This is a genomic window from Candidatus Omnitrophota bacterium (assembly GCA_018830005.1).
Classification (GTDB): Bacteria; Omnitrophota; Gorgyraeia; order JAHJTE01; family JAHJTE01; genus JAHJTE01.
This window is the reverse complement of the sequence record JAHJTE010000001.1, coordinates 113,227-133,800: the sequence shown is the minus strand read 5'-3', so window position 1 is coordinate 133,800 and position 20,574 is coordinate 113,227. Positions and strand designations below refer to the sequence as shown.

Here is a 20,574-nt window from a genome sequence, read left to right as displayed (position 1 = left end):
TTAGGCTCTTCTCTCTAGCCGATGTAACTTATCAACATGGCTATTATATAGGTATTTTCTCCTGCCTATAGTAATCAGCAGTTCATTATCAATTTGAACCTTCATCCTATTAAAATTTGATCTTGGTTCTATCTCATTGTAATCAAATCTCAGCCGCCTTAAAGCACTAAAGAATTTAAACATCATATTTATCTTTGAATGGCTATTGCGTATTAAGCGACAATACTCTCTATCACTCAAAGGATAAGGAAAGAGACATTTGGGACATGAATCTTTCGCTAGACAACTATTGCAACCTCTCTTATTCTTCAAGTTAGACGATAGCATGTTCATGTTCCTGGCTATGGTCTTTGGTTCCTGACCAACCTTTGCTATCGGCTTAGCATTAAAACAAGGAATAATCGAATTGTCCCTATTTATTATGGCCCGTCGAAAACTTAAAGCAGGACACTCTTCGTCAGAGAATCTACATTCATCCAGAAAATAGCAATCAGATTTGGCCATGTCACCTTTTAAAATTAGATTATCAGAAAAGGAAGCTAAATCTATAAGACTCTCTATATCCTTAGGAGTAGATAGGTTAAAAATCAACTTATCAGTAACATTACTGCCTTTGGAAGCTGAATGATTATTGCGATAGCTCCCAAAAGGGATAAATTTAAATAGGCCTAAATTTAGGAACCGCTTAGTTTTATTAGATAGTATCTCACTTGCAAAGGTTACTTTATATCTTCCGGATATAGGATTTAAATCAGCTGGATTTATGCCATCATTATTAAGCAAAGAGAATAAATAAATATTTGAGATAGGCAAACCTGCAGAAATAATTTTTTTCATAAGTCGATAAAAAACTTTATCTTCAGCATAGCTGGTCAGGAAACCTATAGCTGGAGCAATCTCTGCATAATTTCTTAACCAGTGCAGAGTCTTTGAATCTAGATAATTTTCTCTCATCAGGAGGTCAGGATAAGCCCCTTTGCAAGTGTTGCTATATGTACCAGTCAACAATCTGCTCAGCTCTTCCCCTGTGTTAATCTCAATTATAGACTGGTCGTGATTCTTAATGTGTGGCATCTTGCGCTCATCATATGTATATTGGGTCTGAAGTGGAAGGCGCGTTAAAGGTCGTATTATTTCTAAGCCATGATCTTTATATGTCTTAGATAATTCTGTTCCCTGAAAAATTCTCAAATAGTTATAACTACAATCTGGGAGTTCTAACTGCCTAACAAATCTCACTGTTTCTCTGTCATCTTTAATGCTTGAGCCTGGTAAGCCCATTATTATATTGACTTTTGGCGTTAATCCAATTTCTTTCGCTATTTTCACATTTTCTTTAAGTTTTGATACGAATCTTTTTTCTGGAAGAAAGTTATCCTCATTATTTAAGTTTGTCCTCACCTTTTTTATGATACGTAATACTCTGGGCGAAGTACTTTCTAATCCAAAACCTATATCCTTAAATCCTGCCCTATACATAAGGTGAAGTAGTTCTTTATCCACTCTATCTGCTCGCGTCATAGTCCCCAATGGCAGATGGATTTTTTCCTCAATAATCCTGCGACAAACCTGCTTCGCCCTCCCGACATCTAGAGAAAATGCATCATCCATAATCCTTATTGTTCTTGCCCTTGCCTGTATGTCTTTATTTTCAAGCCAGTTACTTATCATCTTTAATTCAGAAACTACTCTATCTACGGAGTGATAACTGATTCTCCATCCAGACATTGCAGAGAAATTACAGTATACACATTTAAATACACATCCCCGAGAACTCAAGACTCCAATACAACCATCAGGGACCAAGATATTCTCCAAATAAGGCGAGGGAAAGATATCTAGCCCTGCATCTTTATTATCGCCTCTTATTGGAGGTCTATCTGGGCTACGCATGAGTTTAGATTTTATACGATAGGTTATTCCCTGGATATCAGATATATCCTGACTCGTTCTTAGACGCTTAACCAGTTCATATGCACTCTGCTCTGCTTCGGCCCGCACGCATATGTCTATAGCTGAATTATCCTGCATGATTAATTTATCAGAAAAAGTAGCTGTTGGTCCGCCAGCTATAATAGTTAATTTGGGATTTCTTTTTTTTAATAGCTGTGAAATAAGTTTAACAAAATAATAATTTATATCAAGACAAGTGAAGCCGACTATTTGCCCAGCCTGGTCCAATATCTTATCAGCCAACTCATTTAAAGTAATGGGATCTCTGTGGATAAACTGCTTGGCCCTAATGCCTTTCTTTTTTAGATAGGCTAATATATAGCCGCTGCCTAAATTATAATCAAGGGTAAAAGATAATAGAGCGTTATCCTGGAATCCTGGGAATATAAACAATATCTCTGGATTGGTCTTTTTTTCTTTTTCGCGCATGTTAACTGACATTTAAGAAGTGGTTGTAAGGGCCTAGCTTGGGCTTAGTTAAAAACTTGGCAAAAATTGGACGGGGTCCTGAAACTTGTTATCCTTCATAAGCGAAAAGTGTAGATGCGCCTTCATTCCTTTGTAATTTGCATTTCCGGTTTTGCCTACACTACCGATAACCTCGCCCTGCCTAACGCGCTCTAACATGTTTACCTCGATACTATCAAGATGTCCGTAAAGGCTAATAAAACCGCCTTTATGGTAAATCTCAACATATTTACCCAGACTGCGGGATGTCCTCGCTCCAATAACCCATCCGCTCCTTGCAGCGCAGACTGGGGTACCGACAGAAGCGCTAAAATCAATACCTCTATGCTTCAGCCCACCCTTACGACGTGCTCCAAAGTGGCCATTGCCATAAGAATCATCTCTTATAACCAGCTCTATATCTTTAGCCAGTGGTGAAACAAAAGCGACTCTATCTAGGAAGTACAGCTCATTGAAGGCAAAAAATAAAGCTAATAAAACACAAATACCAAATAAGATATTCTTTAGAAAATTAAAGAACTTAATCATGATAACCCTTAAGGAATATTCAACTTCTCAATGCTTATTGACTTTATTATATTTTTACCGGTTTCATCAATATAATAATCAATCCCGGCGCTATCGCCAGCCTCAATGTTTTCAAGCGAAGTAATATTTTCAAATTTGCTATCTTTATCAAAAATAAAAACTCTATCCTTCTCTGCATCTGAATCGTAATCAAGGTATCTTATGGAGAGCTCTTCCTTGAGACTATCAACTCCAATCACCTCACCCCATACCCATTTGATCTCCTTTAGGGAAGATGCTTCTTCCTCTAATACAACATCGGGTGATTCTTCAGAGCTGATATCTATTTCAAGATCCTGGTTTGACTCTTGTGCACATGTAAAGTTAGAAATAAAAAATAATATAGATAATAAAAGTATTGCACTTTTTAAAACATGCGCTCTTGACATACAGCCCACCTCCCATGTCGTATAGATCAATGCTCATTTATGTTTTTAAGGGTTCAGCACGCCTCCGGAAACAAAAAGTTTCAAGGCCTCCTCTGCAGATATATCCAAGGAAATCACATCCTCTTTTGGCACTAAAATAAAAAAACCTGTTAAAGGACCCGGAGTGCCTGGAACAAACACATTAAGCATTTCCTTGCCAATTTTCTTGCTTGCCTGAGGTATGCCTTCATTGGTAACAAAGGCCAGTGACCATATACCCTTGCGCGGATATTGGATAAGAACAACCTTCTTGAACAGCTGCCTCTTTTCAGAAAATAAAAACTGAACTATTTTCTTAACTGCGGGATAAATCTGACGGATTAAAGGCAGGCGTAAAAATATCCCTTCAAAAATAGGCAAAATTTTTCTTGTGAAAAAATGAGTACTTAGGAACCCTGCAATGATTATAATTAATGCAGCCAATAGCAATCCCAAACCGGGGATATCAAAACCAAAATTGCTTGATAGATAATTGTTAATGTGTTTACCTACCAAATTTTCAGCGAAATTGAAAAAAGCAAAAATAATGTAGCCTGTAAGAACAATCGGAAGCAATACAGCAAGCCCTGTAAAAAAATAACGCCTGAATCTTATCATCATAAAGACCACCTCGTAAATTTAATCATCGATAGAAAGGCAAGAATAACAATCCCAACCAAACAATACAAGTGGTAAAAACACCAACAGTCGCTCCTATCCAGAACCATTCAAAAAATACTATTTTGATATTACGTTCTTTTTCTAAAATACCCAGGGCAACAATATTTGCTGTAGAGCCAATCATGGTAATATTACCGCCAAAGCATCCGCCAAAAAGTAAGGCCCACCAGAGGGATGTTATATTGAATCCTATCTCTTCGAAGCTATGGATAATCGGAATAAAGGCTGCAACAAACACCACATTATCAAGGATGCTTGAGCCTATTGCGCTACTCCAGAGAACAACACTGATAAGCTGGCGCGGATTATGCCCTACAATATGTGCTAAGCTATTTGCTATTACATTCGTTGCTCCAGTATATTTTAATGTCCCTGCCTGAGCAAAAAGCAACATAAAGAAAAGTAACGTCCACCACTCCACATCTTTTTCAACATATTCACGCGCCTTAGATGACTTCCAAATCATAACAATAGCAGCAAAAATCAATGGCATAATTAAAAGCATGGTATTAGCTTCTAAATTAAAGAATACCTCCAAACGATGATGCAAGGCAATAAAGAGAATCGTCATCCCAAAGGTAAATAGTCCAATCTTTAACTGCCTGTCCGGCGGTACAGAAATAAGATGTAGGAGCATCTCATTTTTTCCGAAAATTTTTATATTTTTGTTAAACTGATCCAATGCCTTTCTGTACCAAAACATTAAAAGCAAAATGGTAAAGAATAAAGCTATTAGCATTAACGGAAAGGCCTTAATCATAAAATCTTCAAATGTAAGCCCACTTTTCGAAGCAATGATGATTCCTATCGGATTACCCAAAACAGTGCCGGCGCTGCCAACATTCGCACTAATTACTGCAATAATAATAAATGGAAGTGGTTTTACCTCAAAATAATCGCAGATCTCTAATATTGCAGCAACCACAAAAATAATCGCCGAGACCTCGTCAATCATCATTGTAAGTGCGGCCGAAATAAGAGCCGTAACAATTAAAAATTTCTTAGCAGTTAAATTTGGTATGCGTAATATGAGCTGCACTATCCAGGAAAAGAAACCACTATCCTTAAGCATGCCGACTATAATCATCATCCCCACTAAAAAGAGAATAATCTCTAAAGAGGCAAAGCGTATCAAATTCTCAAGATTAATAGTATTGGTCAAAAGTAGAAGTGAGACGCCTAAAAATGAGAAACTCAAGCGGAATTGCCAAAACAGGAGCGTTCCACATATTGAAAGGGAAAAGACAGCTAAGGAGAGTGCTTGTTGGAAATTAAATCCTAACCTTCCGGCAACAATATAGACTAAAAGACTCAAAAATATTAAGGCTGTAAATTTATAACGTTTTTTCATAACTTAGTGCTAATTAATCCTTGGCTATTGCTAGCATAATCGCACCGGCTAAAAGGAGAACAAATCCAAGACAGGCCTTTATAATTTCAACAACACTAGGCCAAAAGATTACTATAGATATTACGCCAATAATAACCAGGGCCATACCTAAAATAACTTTTAATGCTGTATTGAATCCCTTCCTGTTGATATCTTCTGCCATGGCTAACCTCCTATTTAATGCCCTTCTCCACTTGCTGGCCTGCTCTTCCAGCGGCGATGAATCCAGCTCCATTGAGCAGGATATCTCCTAATATAATTTTCAATAATCTTAGTAAGTTTGGCAATATTTACTTTTACTGTCTCATCGAAGTTTTCTTTCTTCTCTATCACAAACTCTGGTTCAATAATAATCTCCTGAGTATTATCCTCTTTTCTAATAATAAAGACTGGCATTATGGCCGCTTTTGAACGTAAGGCCATGACCACCGGCCCCGTAGCCGTAGCTGCCTGTTTACCAAAGAAATCCACAAACACGCCTCTGCCTGAACCAAAATTCTGGTCAAGTTGAAGAGAGAATATTCCATTCTTTTTCAAAAATGATAATGCTTTATCTACACAGGCCTTAGCGGGTTTAGTGTAAATACTCTCCAGGCCAAAGAATTTAATTTTCTTTAATAAGAACCTATCGATATTCTCATCGCGCATGGGACGTAATATTATTGCGCAAGGAAAACCAGCGAATTGTAAACGGACCATTAGAAGAGGAAAATTCCCAAAATGAGCACTGACGCATATTGCGCCCTTACCGCGCGTTAAGGCCTGCTCTAAATACTCGCTACCTTTTATTGAGATTTGTTCTTTTATCTTAGCTGGGCATTGACAACAAACCAATGTCTCCAGTGCGCCTTTTATAGATTCCTCGAAACAACCCAAGATAATAGTCTTTATCTGCTTTGAACCAATCGTATCGCCAAAAGCTATCTTAAGCCCTTCCTCTGCAACGCAGCGATGCCTTCCTGCCACCAGATAGACAATCTTAGCCAAAAATTTAGAAATTCTATAGATAGAATCTAAAGGCAGTAATTTAACAAGGAAGAGAGAGAAATACAAAGCTGAAATGCTTACCAAGCGCCTCCAAAATCTCTTAAATCTTTTTTTAGCCACGTTATCTGCGATTATAACATAGTAAAATTGTAATTTTCAAGCCTTAAGTTCAGTCCTGCGGCATAAATCAAATATAGCAATTGCCAACGAGGCAATTAAAAGCACAATGCAGACGCCGTAGGCAATGCTACGCTGGGAATCCTTTTGTTTAAAATTTGCCTGCGGATTCTTATATATAAAGAAAATTTCAGTCTCGGCTACTTTAACCAGATCTAATCCTTCTATTAACCTTTCAGGCTCTATGGTTAGCCTGTCTGGATCCTTAAGCCAAATTATCAATTTAGCATGTTTAAAAGGATTGATATCCCTAAATGGCATTATCTCCGGCAACATCGCACTTGTTGTCGCTCTCTGGCTAAAAACAGAAATAAAGCCTGCCAGATACTCAAAATTTGAAGCAATTAATTCATCCTGATTTGTCTGGTCCTCGACCACATCAATAACAGGAGAGAAGGTTTTAGGCAGGTATATGGATATCTCGTTTGTGCGCTCTCTGACTTCTTGAGAAGGGATAATATTTATATAAGTTGAACCTATGAGATTGAATTTAACGTCTGATTCATGAATTGAAATTGTAGGAGAAATTAAAAATATAGCAAAAAAAACTAAAGATATATAGGCAAGACTTCTAAAAACAGGCGAGGATTTAGGGAATTTATTAATTAATTTATCGTAGAAAAATTCTAAACTTAATGCCGCAAGTAAAATTATGCCTATCATTCCCTGGCCACTAAAGATTCGATAGCGCAGAGGCAAAAAGACTATTCCGGCAAAAACAAGAGCAATGAAAAAAAGAAACTTTTTCTTTTGCCTGATTGCTAAGAATATTCCGATAATGGCTAAAAGATATACGCTGATATTCAGTTCAAATGGAAAATTCTCTCTTGTCTTGTGCGGGTCAAAAAAGCTAAGATAACGCAGCTGATGGATTAATAAAGGCAGATATAAAAATAACGAGGCCGAGGTGATCTTTACAATATTCAACAATCGTTCTCTAAAAGTTAGTCCATAGATAATCAAGGCTAAAAAGAAAAAGAAGGAAATGCTGACATGGCTGTAGAAGGCAAGCGCCATAAAAATAATTGCGGCAATAATCCTGTTTCGCTCAAGACTATAAAAAACTAACAATCCCAGACAAAAGGCTAGACTTGCAGGAAGAAAATCAACACTCGAGAGATAAAACGAATACATGGAAGATGCTATTAAAACAGACCAAAACGCCAAACGGCAGCCGAAAACAGTCTTTATGGTTAGGAAAATAGTGCAGAGCATGAAAGGAAAGATTAATAATTCAAATATTCGAGCTGTAGTTAGAATATTGCCATTCAGTTTGAACACAATGAGCATCAGGATGTGCAAAAGGGGTGGATATAAATGCGGTCTACCGTAAGGTGCATACTCCCAGAAAGAAATAGAAGGTATTCCTCCGCAACGGTAAAAGTTAAGCACTGTCAGAAGATGATAATATATATCTATAAAAGTTGGCATCCATTTCCAACGCAAGATAAGAATAATAACAAATAAGGCAATTATGCAATAAGAATAAACATCAAAGCTTCTATCTCGTCTAGAAATCATGCCTTTGCCTTTATTTTCGTATAGATGCTCTTTGTAATTGCAAGCATGGCTAGAATAATACAGATTAATACGAATAAATCACCATGGCGATTATAATATGTCTGGTAATCTAATTTGACAGCCACAGGAAATGTCTTAAAGCCCCTAACAAATGTCTCTTCGCTAACAAATTTTTCCATCTTGCCTTTAGCATTGATTAATCCTGATATACCTGTATTAGCGCAACGCACAATGCTTACGCGATTTTCAACAGCCCTAAATACACTTTGTGAAAGATGCTGCTGGGGTTCGGCCTGTCTATCAAACCAGGCATCATTTGTGATATTCACTAGGATAGATGCGCCCTCCTTTAAGAATTGTCTAGATAAATTACTAAAGGCATCTTCAAAACATATGAGAACAGCAAATCTTATATCTTTTAAATTAAATATAGTGTAGGATTTTCCCCAGCTAAAATCTCCAATCCCTACTATTGAGGCCAAAAATGGAGTTAATCTCCGAAAAGGTATGAATTCACCATAGGGGACAAGATGTAATTTATCATATAAAGTCAATAAGCTTCCCTGCGGTGAAATCAATATAGCACTATTATAGAATTCATCTTGCTCAACCCTTACAGCCCCTGTTAACAGGTGTGTATTTAAATCCTTGGCTAATCCAGATACCACATCAAAAATCCCTGAGTCCAATTCGAAATATATAGGGAGAGCGCTTTCCGGCCATATAATCATATCTGGAGCATCTTTGGCTGCCTCTATACTAAGGTCAATGATCTCTTCTAAGATATAATCTTTTGCGTATGGATTCCATTTTAGGTTTTGAGATATGTTAGGCTGGACTATAGATACGCGCAAGATATCTTGTTTTTTACTAAAATTCTCAGCCAAACGTAGTAGACCATAACCTAAAACACTAACCAAGACAAAAGCAAGAGAGAGTAATAAACCTATGATCTTCTTGTAAATACCTTGTTTGCGCGCTATAACTTCCTCTGTAACCATCCAGAAAATACAATTGGCGAACATGACTACAAAGGATACGCCATATACACCAGAAGAATCCGCTATCTGAATCAAGGCAAGATTTCTAAATTGAGAATACCCCAGAGAGTTCCATCCAAATCCAGTTAAAAGATGTGAGCGAACGAATTCAAACCCGACCCAGATACAAGGTAAGATAAACAATAAATACAGCTTGCGATTTTCATTTATAAACGACTTTAAACAAAAGGAGGTTAACAATCCAAAAAAGGCAGGATATAAACTTAGGTATAGACCAAGGACTAACCAGCCTACAATAGTAACTTTAGTCAACCAAAATAGGCTAAAATAAAAAAATATTCCTGCAGCAAGATAACTATATAAAAAGGCTCCTCTAGCCGAAACTCTATTGATAACACAAAGCAAAGGAATAAAAGCAATCCAAGAAAACAGACTCAGATTAAAAGGCGGGAAAGAAAAAACAAGAAGAAAACCGGAGGCAACGCTTAGTAAAAAAGAGGAAAATTCGGAATTTTTAGTCTCTGGAGGGTTCATTTACCATGGCATTTCTTATATTTAATTGGCTTATTAGTAGCCGGATCAATTGCGCCACAGGGACAAGGATCATTACGACCAACCTTCTTATCTGTAATCTTAGGCTGTGGCTTGGCTTGAGTTAAATCCTGCTTAACTGGAGAAACCCCTGCTGGGTCAGCATTCAAAGACGATCTCTGTTCATGAATTAATTCCTGAGGCAAAGAGCTAAATACCCCGCGCACCCTCTGTTGTGTCGGCGCCTGAACCTTCAAAATAAACTCTACTGCCTCCTGTTTTATCTGCTCGATCATCTCCTGGAACATATTAAACGCCTCACGTTGATATTCAATCAAGGGATCACGCTGGCCGTAAGCACGCAGTCCTATACCCTCTTTAAGCGCATCCATATTCAGAAGATGGTCTTTCCACTTAGCATCTATGATCTGCAGTAGTATCATCCTCTCTAGATAACACATCATCTCTTGCCCTAGATTGTTTTCTTTCTCCTGGTAAAGTTTCACTACACGTTTAAATAAATCCTCGCGTAAAGAATCTTGCGATTCCGATAGAATCTTAGACTCATCTAATTCTAGTCTTAATCCAAATTTAGTTTTTAACCAGTTTTGACAACCTCCTAAATCAACTTCTCCCGGACTTGCGCTATTCAGATAAAGAGAAAGACCGCTTTCTAAATTAGCATCAATCATTGAGAAATATTCTTCTCTTAGACTTTCGCCTTCTAAAACCATTCTGCGTTGCTGATATATAACCTCGCGCTGTCTGTTCATTGCATTATCATATTCTAAAATCTGTTTACGAATCTCAAAGTTATGATTTTCTACTCTCTTTTGGGCTACCTCAATAGACTTACTAACCCAAGGATGTTCAATCGCCTGACCCTTTTCCAACCCCAGCGTATTCATTACATTAATCATGCGGTCAGATCCGAATAGCCGCATCAGGTCATCTTCGAATGATACATAAAATCTACTCGAACCAGGATCTCCTTGTCTGCCGCTTCTACCACGCAGCTGATTATCAATTCTTCTTGCCTCGTGACGCTCTGTGCCGATAACATGTAAGCCCCCTAAGGCAACTACCTTTTCATGTTCAGCATCTGTTTTTTTCTTAAATTCTTCTAGAAGCCTTTCATATTCCTTTAAAAAGAACTCTCTATCCTCGATATTTTTTTCATTTGTCATTGCCTTGGCAATATATTCAGGATTTCCTCCCAGGATTATATCCGTGCCGCGACCAGCCATATTTGTGGCAATTGTAATTGTCTTTAATCTACCGGCCTGGGCAATAATCTGCGCTTCAAATTCATGATATTTAGCATTAAGCACCTGATGTTGGACTCCACACTTTTTGAGCATATCAGATAAGGCCTCGCTTCTTTCTATAGAGATGGTACCCACCAAAACCGGCCGCCCCAGATTATAAAGATTGGTTATCTCTTCGACAACAGCATTAAATTTTTCTTCCTGGCTTTTGAAAACTGCATCTGGTAAGCTTTCGCGAATCAGGGGTTGATTAGTCGGCACAGAGACAACATCCAGACCATAAATATGTTTAAACTCCTGCGCCTCTGTCATGGCCGTACCTGTCATACCTGCTAACTTCTCATACATCCGGAAGTAGTTTTGGAATGTAATGGTGGCTAAGGTTTGGTTCTCCCTTTCGATTTTTACATCTTCTTTTGCCTCTACTGCCTGATGCAGACCATCAGACCAACGCCTACCAGGCATAAGCCTTCCTGTAAATTCATCAACAATTATAACCTTGCCTTCTTTAAGTACATAATGCACATCGCGCTTAAACAAATTGTGCGCTTTCAAGGCGCAAGTTATATGGTGCACCCACATGCCTGCTATATCATCATAAAGGTTTTTAACGCCTAATAATTTTTCGCTTTTTGCTACTCCTTCTTCGGTTAAGGCCGCTGTATGTAATTTTTCATCAACAATATAATCAAACCCCTCATTTAAATCTGTTCCTTTAAATTTTGCATCAAGTTCGTCTTTTTGCGTAATTATTCTTCCCTTCAATTTAGGGACGATTCTATCTATTTGATAATATTTTTCTGTTGATTCCTCTGCTGGACCAGATATGATTAAAGGCGTCCTGGCCTCATCAACGAGGATAGAATCTACTTCATCAAGAATGGCAAAACAGAATGGCCGCTGAACCATATCCTGCTTATCAATAACCATATTATCCCGCAGATAATCAAAGCCGAATTCATTATTAGTGCCATAAGTAATATCGCATGAATAAGCTATGCGACGCTGTTGCGGGCTCATATCATGCTGGATAACGCCGACAGAAAGTCCTAAAAATTCAAAGACTGGCCCCATCCAGTCACGATCACGACGCGCAAGATAATCATTAACAGTAACAATGTGTACACCCCTGCCTGCTAAGGCATTCAGATAAGCAGCCAGTGTTGCCACTAAAGTCTTGCCCTCTCCTGTTACCATCTCCGCAATCTTTCCCTGATGCAAAACAATGCCTCCTAAGATCTGAACATCAAAATGTCTCATCCCAATCGCGCGACGAGCTGCCTCCCTGACAACAGCAAAGCTATCTGCGAGATGCTCGCTAAATACACTATTATTTAAATCCTTTAGCCTTAGCCTTAGTTTGTCCTTTTCTTCAGAGGAGGTGGCAGTAGCAATCCTTGCCTGCAGATCTACAATTCCAGAAGAGACTGATTTATATCTTTCCTTTATTTGAGGCCGAAACTCATCTGTCTTAGCAGCCAGTTCCTTATCCGAAAGCCTTTGATAAAAAGATTCTTTTGCGTTTACCTGGCTGGCGATCGGCCATAATGTATTAAGCTCACGCTCATTAGACGTCTTGAATAATTTAGATAATATTCCCATCACTTTTGCTCGCCTTATATTTTAAAAATTGCTCAATGAATTTATCTACTTCACCGTTCAATACAGCGTTAACATTTCCCATTTCAAATTCGGTCCTATGGTCTTTTACAAGAGAATAAGGATGCATTACATAGGAACGTATCTGGCTTCCCCATTCTATCTTTTTCTTTTGTGCGTGCTCTGCTGATATCTCCTGCTGCCGCTCTTCTAGTGATTTTTCATACAGCCGAGCGCGCAAAATCCTCATAGCCACAGCCTTATTCTGATACTGACTACGCTCGTTCTGACACTGCACTACTATGCCTGTAGGAAGGTGTGTTATCCTGACTGCAGAGTCTGTAACATTGACATGCTGACCCCCGGCCCCGGAAGAACGATAAGTATCAATGCGTAAATCAGCTATATTTATCTGTATGTCTACATCATCTTGGACTTCTGGGATAACGCCTACGGAGGCAAAAGAGGTATGTCGACGCTTATTTGCATCAAAAGGAGAGATTCGTACCAGGCGATGCACGCCTTTTTCTGATCTCAAATATCCATAGGCATATTCACCTTTAACCGAGAATGTAACGTTTTTTATACCTGCCTCTTCACCTGCTAAGACATCAATAATCTTAGCAGTAAAACCTTTGTTTTCTGCCCAGCGGGTATACATCCTATAAAGCATTGAGGTCCAATCACAAGATTCCGTACCACCAGCGCCGGCGTTGATGTTAACTATTGCGTTGTTTTTATCAAACCTGCCTGAAAAAAGCGTCCTGAATTCCAAGGCATTCAACTCTTCATCCAACTTGGCCGCTTCATTCTTTATCTCTTCTATCAACGCTACATCATTACAAGTACTGGCATGCAATAATTCATCTAATTCTTCCAGCTTAACATTAATCTCTGACCAAAGCCGAACAGAAGACTTTAAATCCTTAAGCTCAGACGTCTTTTTATTTGCCAGGTTAATATCGGACCAGAAATCAGGCTCGCTCATCTGAGCCTCAATCTGGGAAATGCCCTTTCGCTTATTATCTATGTCAAAGATAACCTCTTAAATGTTCTAAGCGGTTCCTTAATTCATTGATGTGGATATTTAATTCTTCCTGCATAAATATTCTCCCTTCGATTGCATAATATAACAAAAGCCAAAAACGCCTGTCGTACGTTGAGTCTCAACGACTGACTTAAGGCAAACTTTATAGCCTCTTTATCCCTTTTAAATCAAGCTCTAATTCATCCTTGTTGTCGCAGAATTCCATTCCATCCTCAATTGTAATACTGTCATTACGAATCAGCTTTACAATAGATTGACGGAATGTCTGCATGCCAAATATTTCTCCCTCGTATAAGAAGGAAGTAATCTCCCAAATCTTTCCTTCTCGAATCAATCGCGAAATTGTAGGAGTAAGCAGCATTGTCTCATAAGCTGGAATACAACCCGGTCTGTCCTTTCTCGGAATAAGTCTTAAAGATATAACGCCCTTCAATAACATAGATAGCTGTACCCTTACCTCTAGATGTTGGTGCGGAGGGAAAAAATTAATTATCCGCTCAATTGTTTGGGCCGCATTAACAGTATGAAGTGTGCTTAAAACCAAGACACCTGTCTCAGCAGCAGTAAGGGCAGCACTCATAGTCTCTAAGTCACGGATATTACCGATAAAGATAACGTCCGGGCTCTGATAAGTAAAATGCTTTAGGGCATCTGCATAGGAATCAACATCCAAACCCAGCTCTCTCTGGTTTATTATCGATCTCTTATCTTCAAATGTAAACTCAATAGGCTCCTCTAAGGTAATAACATGTCTACTTATATTTTGATTCATATGCTCAATCATACTGGCAATCGTAGTGGATTTACCGCTTCCGGCAGCTCCGGTTAAGAAGACCATGCCTCTTTTCTCCAGGGACAATTTTTTTAAAATATCTGCTGGCAAATTCAATTCCTCAAAGGTCTGCAGGTCTCTACGCACTCGTCTGACAACAATCGCAGGAGAATTTCTCTGTACAAACAGACTTGCCCGAAAACGACCTAGGTCTTCGAAATATACAGCAAAATCTACGTTTCTTGTCTTATTAAACTGTTTGCGCTGTTCATCATTAATAATCTCATTTACCATGCGCATCAAATCCTCAACAGAGAGCACTTGTTCTCCTACTTTTTCCAGCCTTGAATGAATCCTCATCCAGCATTGCGAACCAGCACGCAGTATTAAATCTGATGCGTCTTTTTCCACCATCTGCTTAAATAGATCTTTCATCTTGGCCATTTCTTACTCCTTGGATTGCCTTTCTTCTTCTTTAAAATTTCTGCTATTTCTTTTTCAATCGCTAACAGATCTTTCTTTTTTCTTATGCCTCTTGAATACCCGCCAATCTCTCCATTAATCCTCACTACCCTATGGCAAGGAATTAATAATGGGTATGGATTTTTCTTTAAGGCTGCTCCAACAGCACGACATGCCTTGGGCCTGCCTATTTTAGAAGCAACCCACTGATAACTACGTGTCTGACCCAGTGGTATTTTATAAGTTGCCCTTAAGACTCCTTTGCTAAACTCTGTTAGCCCGCTTAGAACCTTACTAAAAGGGTCTCCTAAATCTATTTTATCACCAATTTTCTTTTTCTTGTGTTTATTTTTCATCTTTTATCTTTGATTTTAGCATATTTTTTTTACGTAGTAGCCGGTGATATTTAAGCGCAAAACGATGTGCCTCGTTGCGAACCTGCTGTATTAAATGTAGAGCAGGAGAATGTGGATTCAGAACGAGAAATTCTTTTTTCCCCGGCATAAATATATGCTCTTTCCTCTTTGCAATGCCAATAACAGCAATATCAAGACCTTGCTCAATCAATGCCTTCTTTAATGCTGAGACCTGTCCCTTGCCGCCGTCAACAATAAACAGATCCGGCCTCTTTAGATTATCCTCTTTTATCCTGGAAAATCTACGCCTTACTATTTCTAAAATACTCTCGTAGTCATTTGCCCCAGAAACAGTCTTAACTCTATAACGCCGATATTGACTCTTATCAGGTTGAGTCTTATAAAAGGAAACTAAAGAACCAACGTTATAATCTCCAGAGATATTCGAGATATCAAAGCCTTCAATCCTTAAAGGAAGACGTTTTAGGGCTAGGGCGCTTTTCAACTGCCAGAGGACATTGATTTTACCTAATTGCGGCTCATTCTTCCACAAAGACTCTAAGGCCTGGATTTGATCGCGAATCAATCCTGCCTCTTCAAATCTCTGTTTTTGCGAAAGTGTATGCATCCTTACTGAAAGATCCTTTAGGATGGTCCTTGTTTTACCCTCTAGAATTTGACGTATACGTCTAATATGACGCTGATAATCTTTCTTACTAATCTTAAAGATACAAGGAGCAGGACAAAGCCCCAAAGAATAATTCAAACATGGTTTTTTATGCATCTGAGAGCAAGTCCGAAACGGAAATATATTTCTGATAGTCTTTAATACTGACTTTAAGGTGCAGGAGCTGGTAAAAGGACCGATGAGAATAGCATCCTCGCCTGTTTTGGGCCTTGTGAACAGAACTCTAGGGAAGTCCTCCTTTGTAATTTTCACCCAGGGAAAACTCTTATCGTCTTTTCCAATCGTATTATATTTTGGATGCAGTTTCTTTATAAGTTCAGATTCTAGAATCAAGGCCTCTGCTTCACTGTTACACTCCTTAATATCAATAGTCGAAAGCCTTCCCAGCATAATCTGAATCTTAGGCTCTAAATCTTTTTTTCTATAAAAGTAAGATGTTATGCGCTTGTTTAAAGACGTGGCCTTGCCAACATAGAGTATATCTGAATTACTATCTTTCATAATGTAGACGCCAGCTGCATCAGGAATAGATTTTAATCTTTTCTTAATATCCATAGGAGGGCCTGCTTTATCTCATTGATTTTAAATAACAAGCCTGCGGCTAAATAAATAAAGGCAGCTAAAATCAAATTGAATATTAGGCGGATAAAAAGTACATGACAGATGAATAAATGCTGCCACGTCCAATTAATGCAAAATATCATAAATAGCGCGCAGGCAAATATTCTCAAAAAAGGTAGGCCAAAGATCTCCCCGTATTTAAGAGATGGAATGTGCCCCTTTAAGAATCTACACAAAAGAATTAAATTTATCGCTGCAGAAATAGAACTAGCAAGGGCAAGGCCTCCAATCTTTAAGGGAATGGCTAGAATAATGTTTAATATTAGATTTAGGACCAAACAGAAGGCAGCAATCTTAACCGGCCTTCTTGTATCTTCTAAGGCATAGAAACAGGCAAGTGTAATTTTTACCGCAGCAAAAAAGTATAGACCCAGAGAATAAAACAATAGGGCCAAAGATGTTATTTGGCTTGAAGCTATACCAAACTCTCCGCGCTGAAATATTGCTGTTGTTATCGGCCTGGACAGGAGGATAAGAAAGAAGCTAATTGGCAGCATAATAACTGTTATCATATTCATAGAAAAAACAAAGCTTTTAGCTAATTTGTCCTTTTCATTGAGAGCTACAAAAGCAGAAAAACGCGGAAGCAAGGCACTAGAAAGAGCAAAGGCAAATATTCCCAGAGGAAGCTGTATTATGCGGTTTGCGTAATATATCGCCGCAACTGCACCCGGACCGACAAGGGACGACAAAGAAGCAATAATAGTATCTATAAATACATTTATCTGATAAACTGCCGCCCCCAGAGTCCGCGGCCAGAAGAGTCGGCCAACCCTGGCTGAAGCATGCTTGACTTCAGGTTCTATCTTAAAATGAAAAATATTACTCCAAGGAGTTATGTGATTCCTCACTAGCGACGGCAGCTGACAAGAAAACTGCAGAATTCCTCCGACAATAACTGCCCAGGCAATGCCCAAAATAGGTTCATCCATAACTCTTACAGATACGAATGCACCAATGATAAGGCTTAGATTTAACAACATGGGGGCAATAGCGCTTGATGCAAAATTATTCATGGAATTAAGAAGGGAGGTATTGTAAGCCACAAGACCTATTAGCAAAATATAAACAAAAGTAATACGGGACATCTTTATTGCCAAAAACAACTTTTCAGGCTCATCCAAGAATCCAGGGGCAATAATCCGCACTAGAGCACCTGAAGCAATCTCGCTAAGAATAACAATGCCCACTAAGCTTGTGAGCATAAGTTTAAATAAAAATTGGCTTAATCTTAAGAATTCTTCTCTTTTAGCTTGAGAAAGCAATTTGGAGAATACAGGAACAAGTGTAGTATTTGTCGCGCCTTCTCCAATAAGATTACGTAATAGATTCGGTAGGCGAAAAGCAACAATAAACGCCTGCATCTGAATACCTGTGCCGAAGAAATACGCTAATACTACGTCCCGGAAAAAACCCGTGATTCTGGAGACAAATGTAGCAGCGCCAACAACAGAGGCTGAGCGCAAAATACGAGATTCAAGATATGGCAAATTATTAGTTGACATAAAATTTAATTTTTGGTATATTTGCTTAACTGAAGAAAGCCTTAAAGCATACTAGATTTATAAAGCTTTCTCGGATGAAACCTTTTTTAAAATCCCTAATAAGAGGTGAAAAGAATTGCCACAAAGAAAAGCTGGACTAAAAAGGCTGCGAGCCGATAAAAAAAGGCGCCTACGTAACATAAAGATAAAAACCAATCTCAAAAAATCTTTAAAAAAATTTCAGGCGCTTCTAAAAGATAAAAAAAGGGAAGAATTACTAGCTTCCTTAAAAGAGGCATTTGCCAAATTAGATAAGGCTGCCGCACAGGGAATAATCCACAAAAATACGGCCTCGCGTAGAAAAGGACGTCTCCACAAAAAGTTTCTCCTGGTTACGAATGCACCTTCTGACAAAGCCTAACTACCAATAGCTCTAAGGCAAGATCTGCAGACACCTTCCCCGTTTTAATCTTCAAATCCGTATCAAGAAATAAATCTAAATCCGCTTGCCAATTACGGCATCCCTTATCAGCTAAGGTATTATTCCAATACCAGAATAGGCCTCCTAAAACCTGAGGCGGCTGCGTACCGCCTATTAACAATTGTTGTAATATAGAAAGGCAACCAGGGGTATTGCCATAATCGATGATATTACGCGCCAAATCAAAAACACGCATTTCTCGTTTCTTGCGACAATGTATTTTCTGAACAGTCTTTGACTCTTCCAGATATGTAATTAATTTGTTGTGGGAGGCCTTTTTATCTTGACTTGTACATAGGATGAGTTCAAGAGGGGTGTTTTTTGAATTCCTGATAAAGTCAAGAAGATATGCGCAAACCCTTTCAGGAAGATGGTCTACATCTCTGATGATTAAAAGTCGCTTCTTGCAATCCACAGGCAGACGCGCAAGTATCTGGCCCAAACTATTAACCGTTAGCCCTTGCGAGTTGATATCATCGGTGTTAAATTCTGCCACTGCAGGAATAGAAGTTGTAAATTTTTTTTTCAGTAAAGTAATCTTGTCATCTTTTAATGTTACATCATCCCCTGAAATAAAAACAATAGCATTATCTACCATGCCTCTACAACTCTTTCTACAATCCTGCGCGCAAGATCAGAAACAGCATCTTCCACTGCCACAGTCTCGCTTTTCGCTAAAGAACCTTGAGTATAATAGGTAGCTTCACCAGCGAAATTATTCTCTTGAAAGACGACCTTATCATTGGCCTTATCTTTTAATGTTATATTTGAGAAAAGGGTAACGCGATACTCTGTAACATCTTCATTATTATCAGTATATTGAAGTGCATCGCGCTTATATCTTAGAATTTCGCCTTCCAGAATTAAATCCGTGTTTTCTAAGCGGGATACTTTAAGATTTCCATCCATCAGGAAACGATCAACAACAGCATTCGTTACCTTTGTCTCTAAGAGTGGGAAATAATTTACGAGTCTACGATATTCACTCCTTTCATCAGCGATATTAATTTTATTCAAGAAAGGCATTATGGCAATTGTGGTGCCAGCAGGATAAATACTCGAGCGCGTAGTATAACCGCAGCCGACAAACGCAAAAATAATAAGATATAAGAACAAAAATTTAATAGGCCCAACAAGGCGTAATCTTTTACTCATTTTCCTCCTTGATTTCTGCCAGCCTCTCTTTTGCCTTCTTAGCCCAAGGACTTTGAGGATGATTAGCAATAACGTATTGATAATAGATTTTAGCGCTTTTATAGGCCTTCTGTTTTTCATAAAAGTGGGCTGTATTAAAATTGCCCTGTGCTTCGTCTTCTTTCAAAGTAGCAACCCTCTTACTAGCCTCAGTCTTCAATTGCGTATCCGGATGTTCTTTAATAAAATCTTCCAATTGCCTCCTGGCTGAAGAAGCGCCGGCCTGATCGTAATCAAAGCCTCCTGACATCTTGGCTGTAACTACAGCGATCTGATATTCAGCTTCCTCAAGCCATTCGCTATTAGAATAATTATCCAAGACCTTAGTAAATGCCTCTTTTGCTTCATAGAGACGCTTGTCCTTTAGCAGGGCAAGCCCTAACTTATATTGACTGGCGGCAGCAAATTCACTATAAGGGGCATTTTCGATTACGCTAGAAAATATCTCTATTGCTGGTTCATCGCCGCTTAAAAAACTATTCCATGAATGTTTTACCTTTCCTTCAAGAAATAGATTTCCTATTTCGTATTGACGCTGCGTCATTTCCATAATCCTTTCAGAAAAAGGATACTTTTCTATTGCTAGCTGATATGCCTTATAGGCGTCATAATACTGATTCAATTTCTCAAGGCTTGCCCCAACATAAAATTGACCTTCAGCTGCCTCACGCGCACTCGGAAAATAACTTACTAACTTTCTCGCCTCGCGTAAACTTAGAGTATATTGCTCACTCTTATAGTACTTGAGAACTTCCTCTAGCTGCAATCTTGCATTCTCTTTAGCGCTATATTTGGGATTTATCCAGCGTTGAGTCTCAGGTGTCCAAATCCAGAATGCACTTACGTCGCTAACCCATAAGATTAACAGAAATATCGCCAATATACTAATGACTTTCTTGTTCATGCTCTCAACTTTAA

19 protein-coding genes are annotated in these 20,574 nt (G+C 38.6%); 1 reads left to right on the top strand and 18 read right to left on the bottom strand.

Going from position 1 to position 20,574, the window contains the following annotated elements:
* The 15 genes from KJ593_00755 to murJ all read right to left on the bottom strand — a co-directional run bounded on the left by KJ593_00755 (position 1) and on the right by murJ (position 18,002).
* On the bottom strand, positions 1–2,382 hold the full coding sequence (locus KJ593_00755) for a B12-binding domain-containing radical SAM protein (protein MBU2540409.1): 2,382 nt from the start codon (positions 2,380–2,382) through the stop codon (positions 1–3).
* A 48-nt stretch (positions 2,383–2,430) separates the two neighbouring features.
* Entirely contained in the window at positions 2,431–2,949 is a 519-nt protein-coding gene (locus tag KJ593_00750; GenBank protein ID MBU2540408.1) for a M23 family metallopeptidase, read from the bottom strand.
* A gap of 8 nt (positions 2,950–2,957) precedes the next feature.
* Positions 2,958–3,377: a hypothetical protein gene (locus tag KJ593_00745; protein ID MBU2540407.1), complete on the bottom strand. Its 420-nt coding sequence runs from the start codon at positions 3,375–3,377 to the stop codon at positions 2,958–2,960.
* A 45-nt stretch (positions 3,378–3,422) separates the two neighbouring features.
* Positions 3,423–4,016 (bottom strand): DUF502 domain-containing protein, encoded by a 594-nt coding sequence (locus KJ593_00740; protein ID MBU2540406.1) that lies wholly within the window; start codon positions 4,014–4,016, stop codon positions 3,423–3,425.
* A gap of 22 nt (positions 4,017–4,038) precedes the next feature.
* On the bottom strand, positions 4,039–5,427 hold the full coding sequence (locus tag KJ593_00735) for a hypothetical protein (protein ID MBU2540405.1): 1,389 nt from the start codon (positions 5,425–5,427) through the stop codon (positions 4,039–4,041).
* A gap of 13 nt (positions 5,428–5,440) precedes the next feature.
* Entirely contained in the window at positions 5,441–5,629 is a 189-nt protein-coding gene (locus KJ593_00730) for a hypothetical protein (protein MBU2540404.1), read from the bottom strand.
* A gap of 14 nt (positions 5,630–5,643) precedes the next feature.
* The gene (locus tag KJ593_00725; GenBank protein MBU2540403.1) at positions 5,644–6,573 is read right to left on the bottom strand and encodes a lysophospholipid acyltransferase family protein; all 930 of its coding nucleotides are present in this window, start codon (positions 6,571–6,573) and stop codon (positions 5,644–5,646) included.
* Between the two features lie 36 nt (positions 6,574–6,609).
* Positions 6,610–8,151: a glycosyltransferase family 39 protein gene (locus KJ593_00720; GenBank protein MBU2540402.1), complete on the bottom strand. Its 1,542-nt coding sequence runs from the start codon at positions 8,149–8,151 to the stop codon at positions 6,610–6,612.
* Positions 8,148–9,464 carry an apolipoprotein N-acyltransferase gene (gene lnt, locus KJ593_00715; protein MBU2540401.1) on the bottom strand — a complete coding sequence of 439 codons (1,317 nt, stop codon included), beginning with the start codon at positions 9,462–9,464 and terminating at the stop codon, positions 8,148–8,150. Before lnt ends, KJ593_00720 begins: the two co-directional genes overlap by 4 nt.
* A 218-nt stretch (positions 9,465–9,682) precedes the next feature.
* A complete protein-coding gene (gene secA, locus KJ593_00710; protein MBU2540400.1) occupies positions 9,683–12,553 on the bottom strand; it encodes a preprotein translocase subunit SecA in 2,871 nt (956 codons plus the stop codon).
* A protein-coding gene (prfB, locus tag KJ593_00705; protein ID MBU2540399.1) for a peptide chain release factor 2 occupies positions 12,537–13,653 on the bottom strand; the annotation gives its coding sequence in 2 pieces (ribosomal slippage) (positions 12,537–13,583 and positions 13,585–13,653; 1,116 coding nt in all). Before prfB ends, secA begins: the two co-directional genes overlap by 17 nt.
* An 87-nt stretch (positions 13,654–13,740) precedes the next feature.
* Positions 13,741–14,814: a PilT/PilU family type 4a pilus ATPase gene (locus KJ593_00700; protein ID MBU2540398.1), complete on the bottom strand. Its 1,074-nt coding sequence runs from the start codon at positions 14,812–14,814 to the stop codon at positions 13,741–13,743.
* Positions 14,802–15,188: an MGMT family protein gene (locus KJ593_00695; protein ID MBU2540397.1), complete on the bottom strand. Its 387-nt coding sequence runs from the start codon at positions 15,186–15,188 to the stop codon at positions 14,802–14,804. Before KJ593_00695 ends, KJ593_00700 begins: the two co-directional genes overlap by 13 nt.
* Positions 15,178–16,431, bottom strand: coding sequence for an excinuclease ABC subunit UvrC (locus tag KJ593_00690; GenBank protein MBU2540396.1), 1,254 nt, complete (start codon positions 16,429–16,431; stop codon positions 15,178–15,180). Before KJ593_00690 ends, KJ593_00695 begins: the two co-directional genes overlap by 11 nt.
* Positions 16,410–18,002 (bottom strand): murein biosynthesis integral membrane protein MurJ, encoded by a 1,593-nt coding sequence (gene murJ, locus KJ593_00685; protein MBU2540395.1) that lies wholly within the window; start codon positions 18,000–18,002, stop codon positions 16,410–16,412. Before murJ ends, KJ593_00690 begins: the two co-directional genes overlap by 22 nt.
* Positions 18,003–18,117: 115 nt before the next feature.
* Here murJ and rpsT point away from each other — a divergent pair, with 115 nt between their 5' ends.
* Positions 18,118–18,402, top strand: a complete 285-nt coding sequence (gene rpsT / locus KJ593_00680) for a 30S ribosomal protein S20 (protein MBU2540394.1) — start codon at positions 18,118–18,120, stop codon at positions 18,400–18,402.
* Here the strand turns inward: rpsT and KJ593_00675 are convergent.
* Genes KJ593_00675 through bamD form a run of 3 tightly spaced genes read right to left on the bottom strand, consistent with a single transcriptional unit; the run spans position 18,374 to position 20,560 of the window.
* The gene (locus KJ593_00675) at positions 18,374–19,060 is read right to left on the bottom strand and encodes a hypothetical protein (GenBank protein ID MBU2540393.1); all 687 of its coding nucleotides are present in this window, start codon (positions 19,058–19,060) and stop codon (positions 18,374–18,376) included. The genes rpsT and KJ593_00675 overlap by 29 nt on opposite strands.
* Positions 19,054–19,617, bottom strand: coding sequence for a hypothetical protein (locus KJ593_00670; protein MBU2540392.1), 564 nt, complete (start codon positions 19,615–19,617; stop codon positions 19,054–19,056). The genes KJ593_00675 and KJ593_00670 overlap by 7 nt, the downstream gene beginning before the upstream one ends.
* Positions 19,610–20,560: an outer membrane protein assembly factor BamD gene (bamD, locus tag KJ593_00665; protein MBU2540391.1), complete on the bottom strand. Its 951-nt coding sequence runs from the start codon at positions 20,558–20,560 to the stop codon at positions 19,610–19,612. The genes KJ593_00670 and bamD overlap by 8 nt, the downstream gene beginning before the upstream one ends.
* Positions 20,561–20,574: the final 14 nt, after the last annotated feature.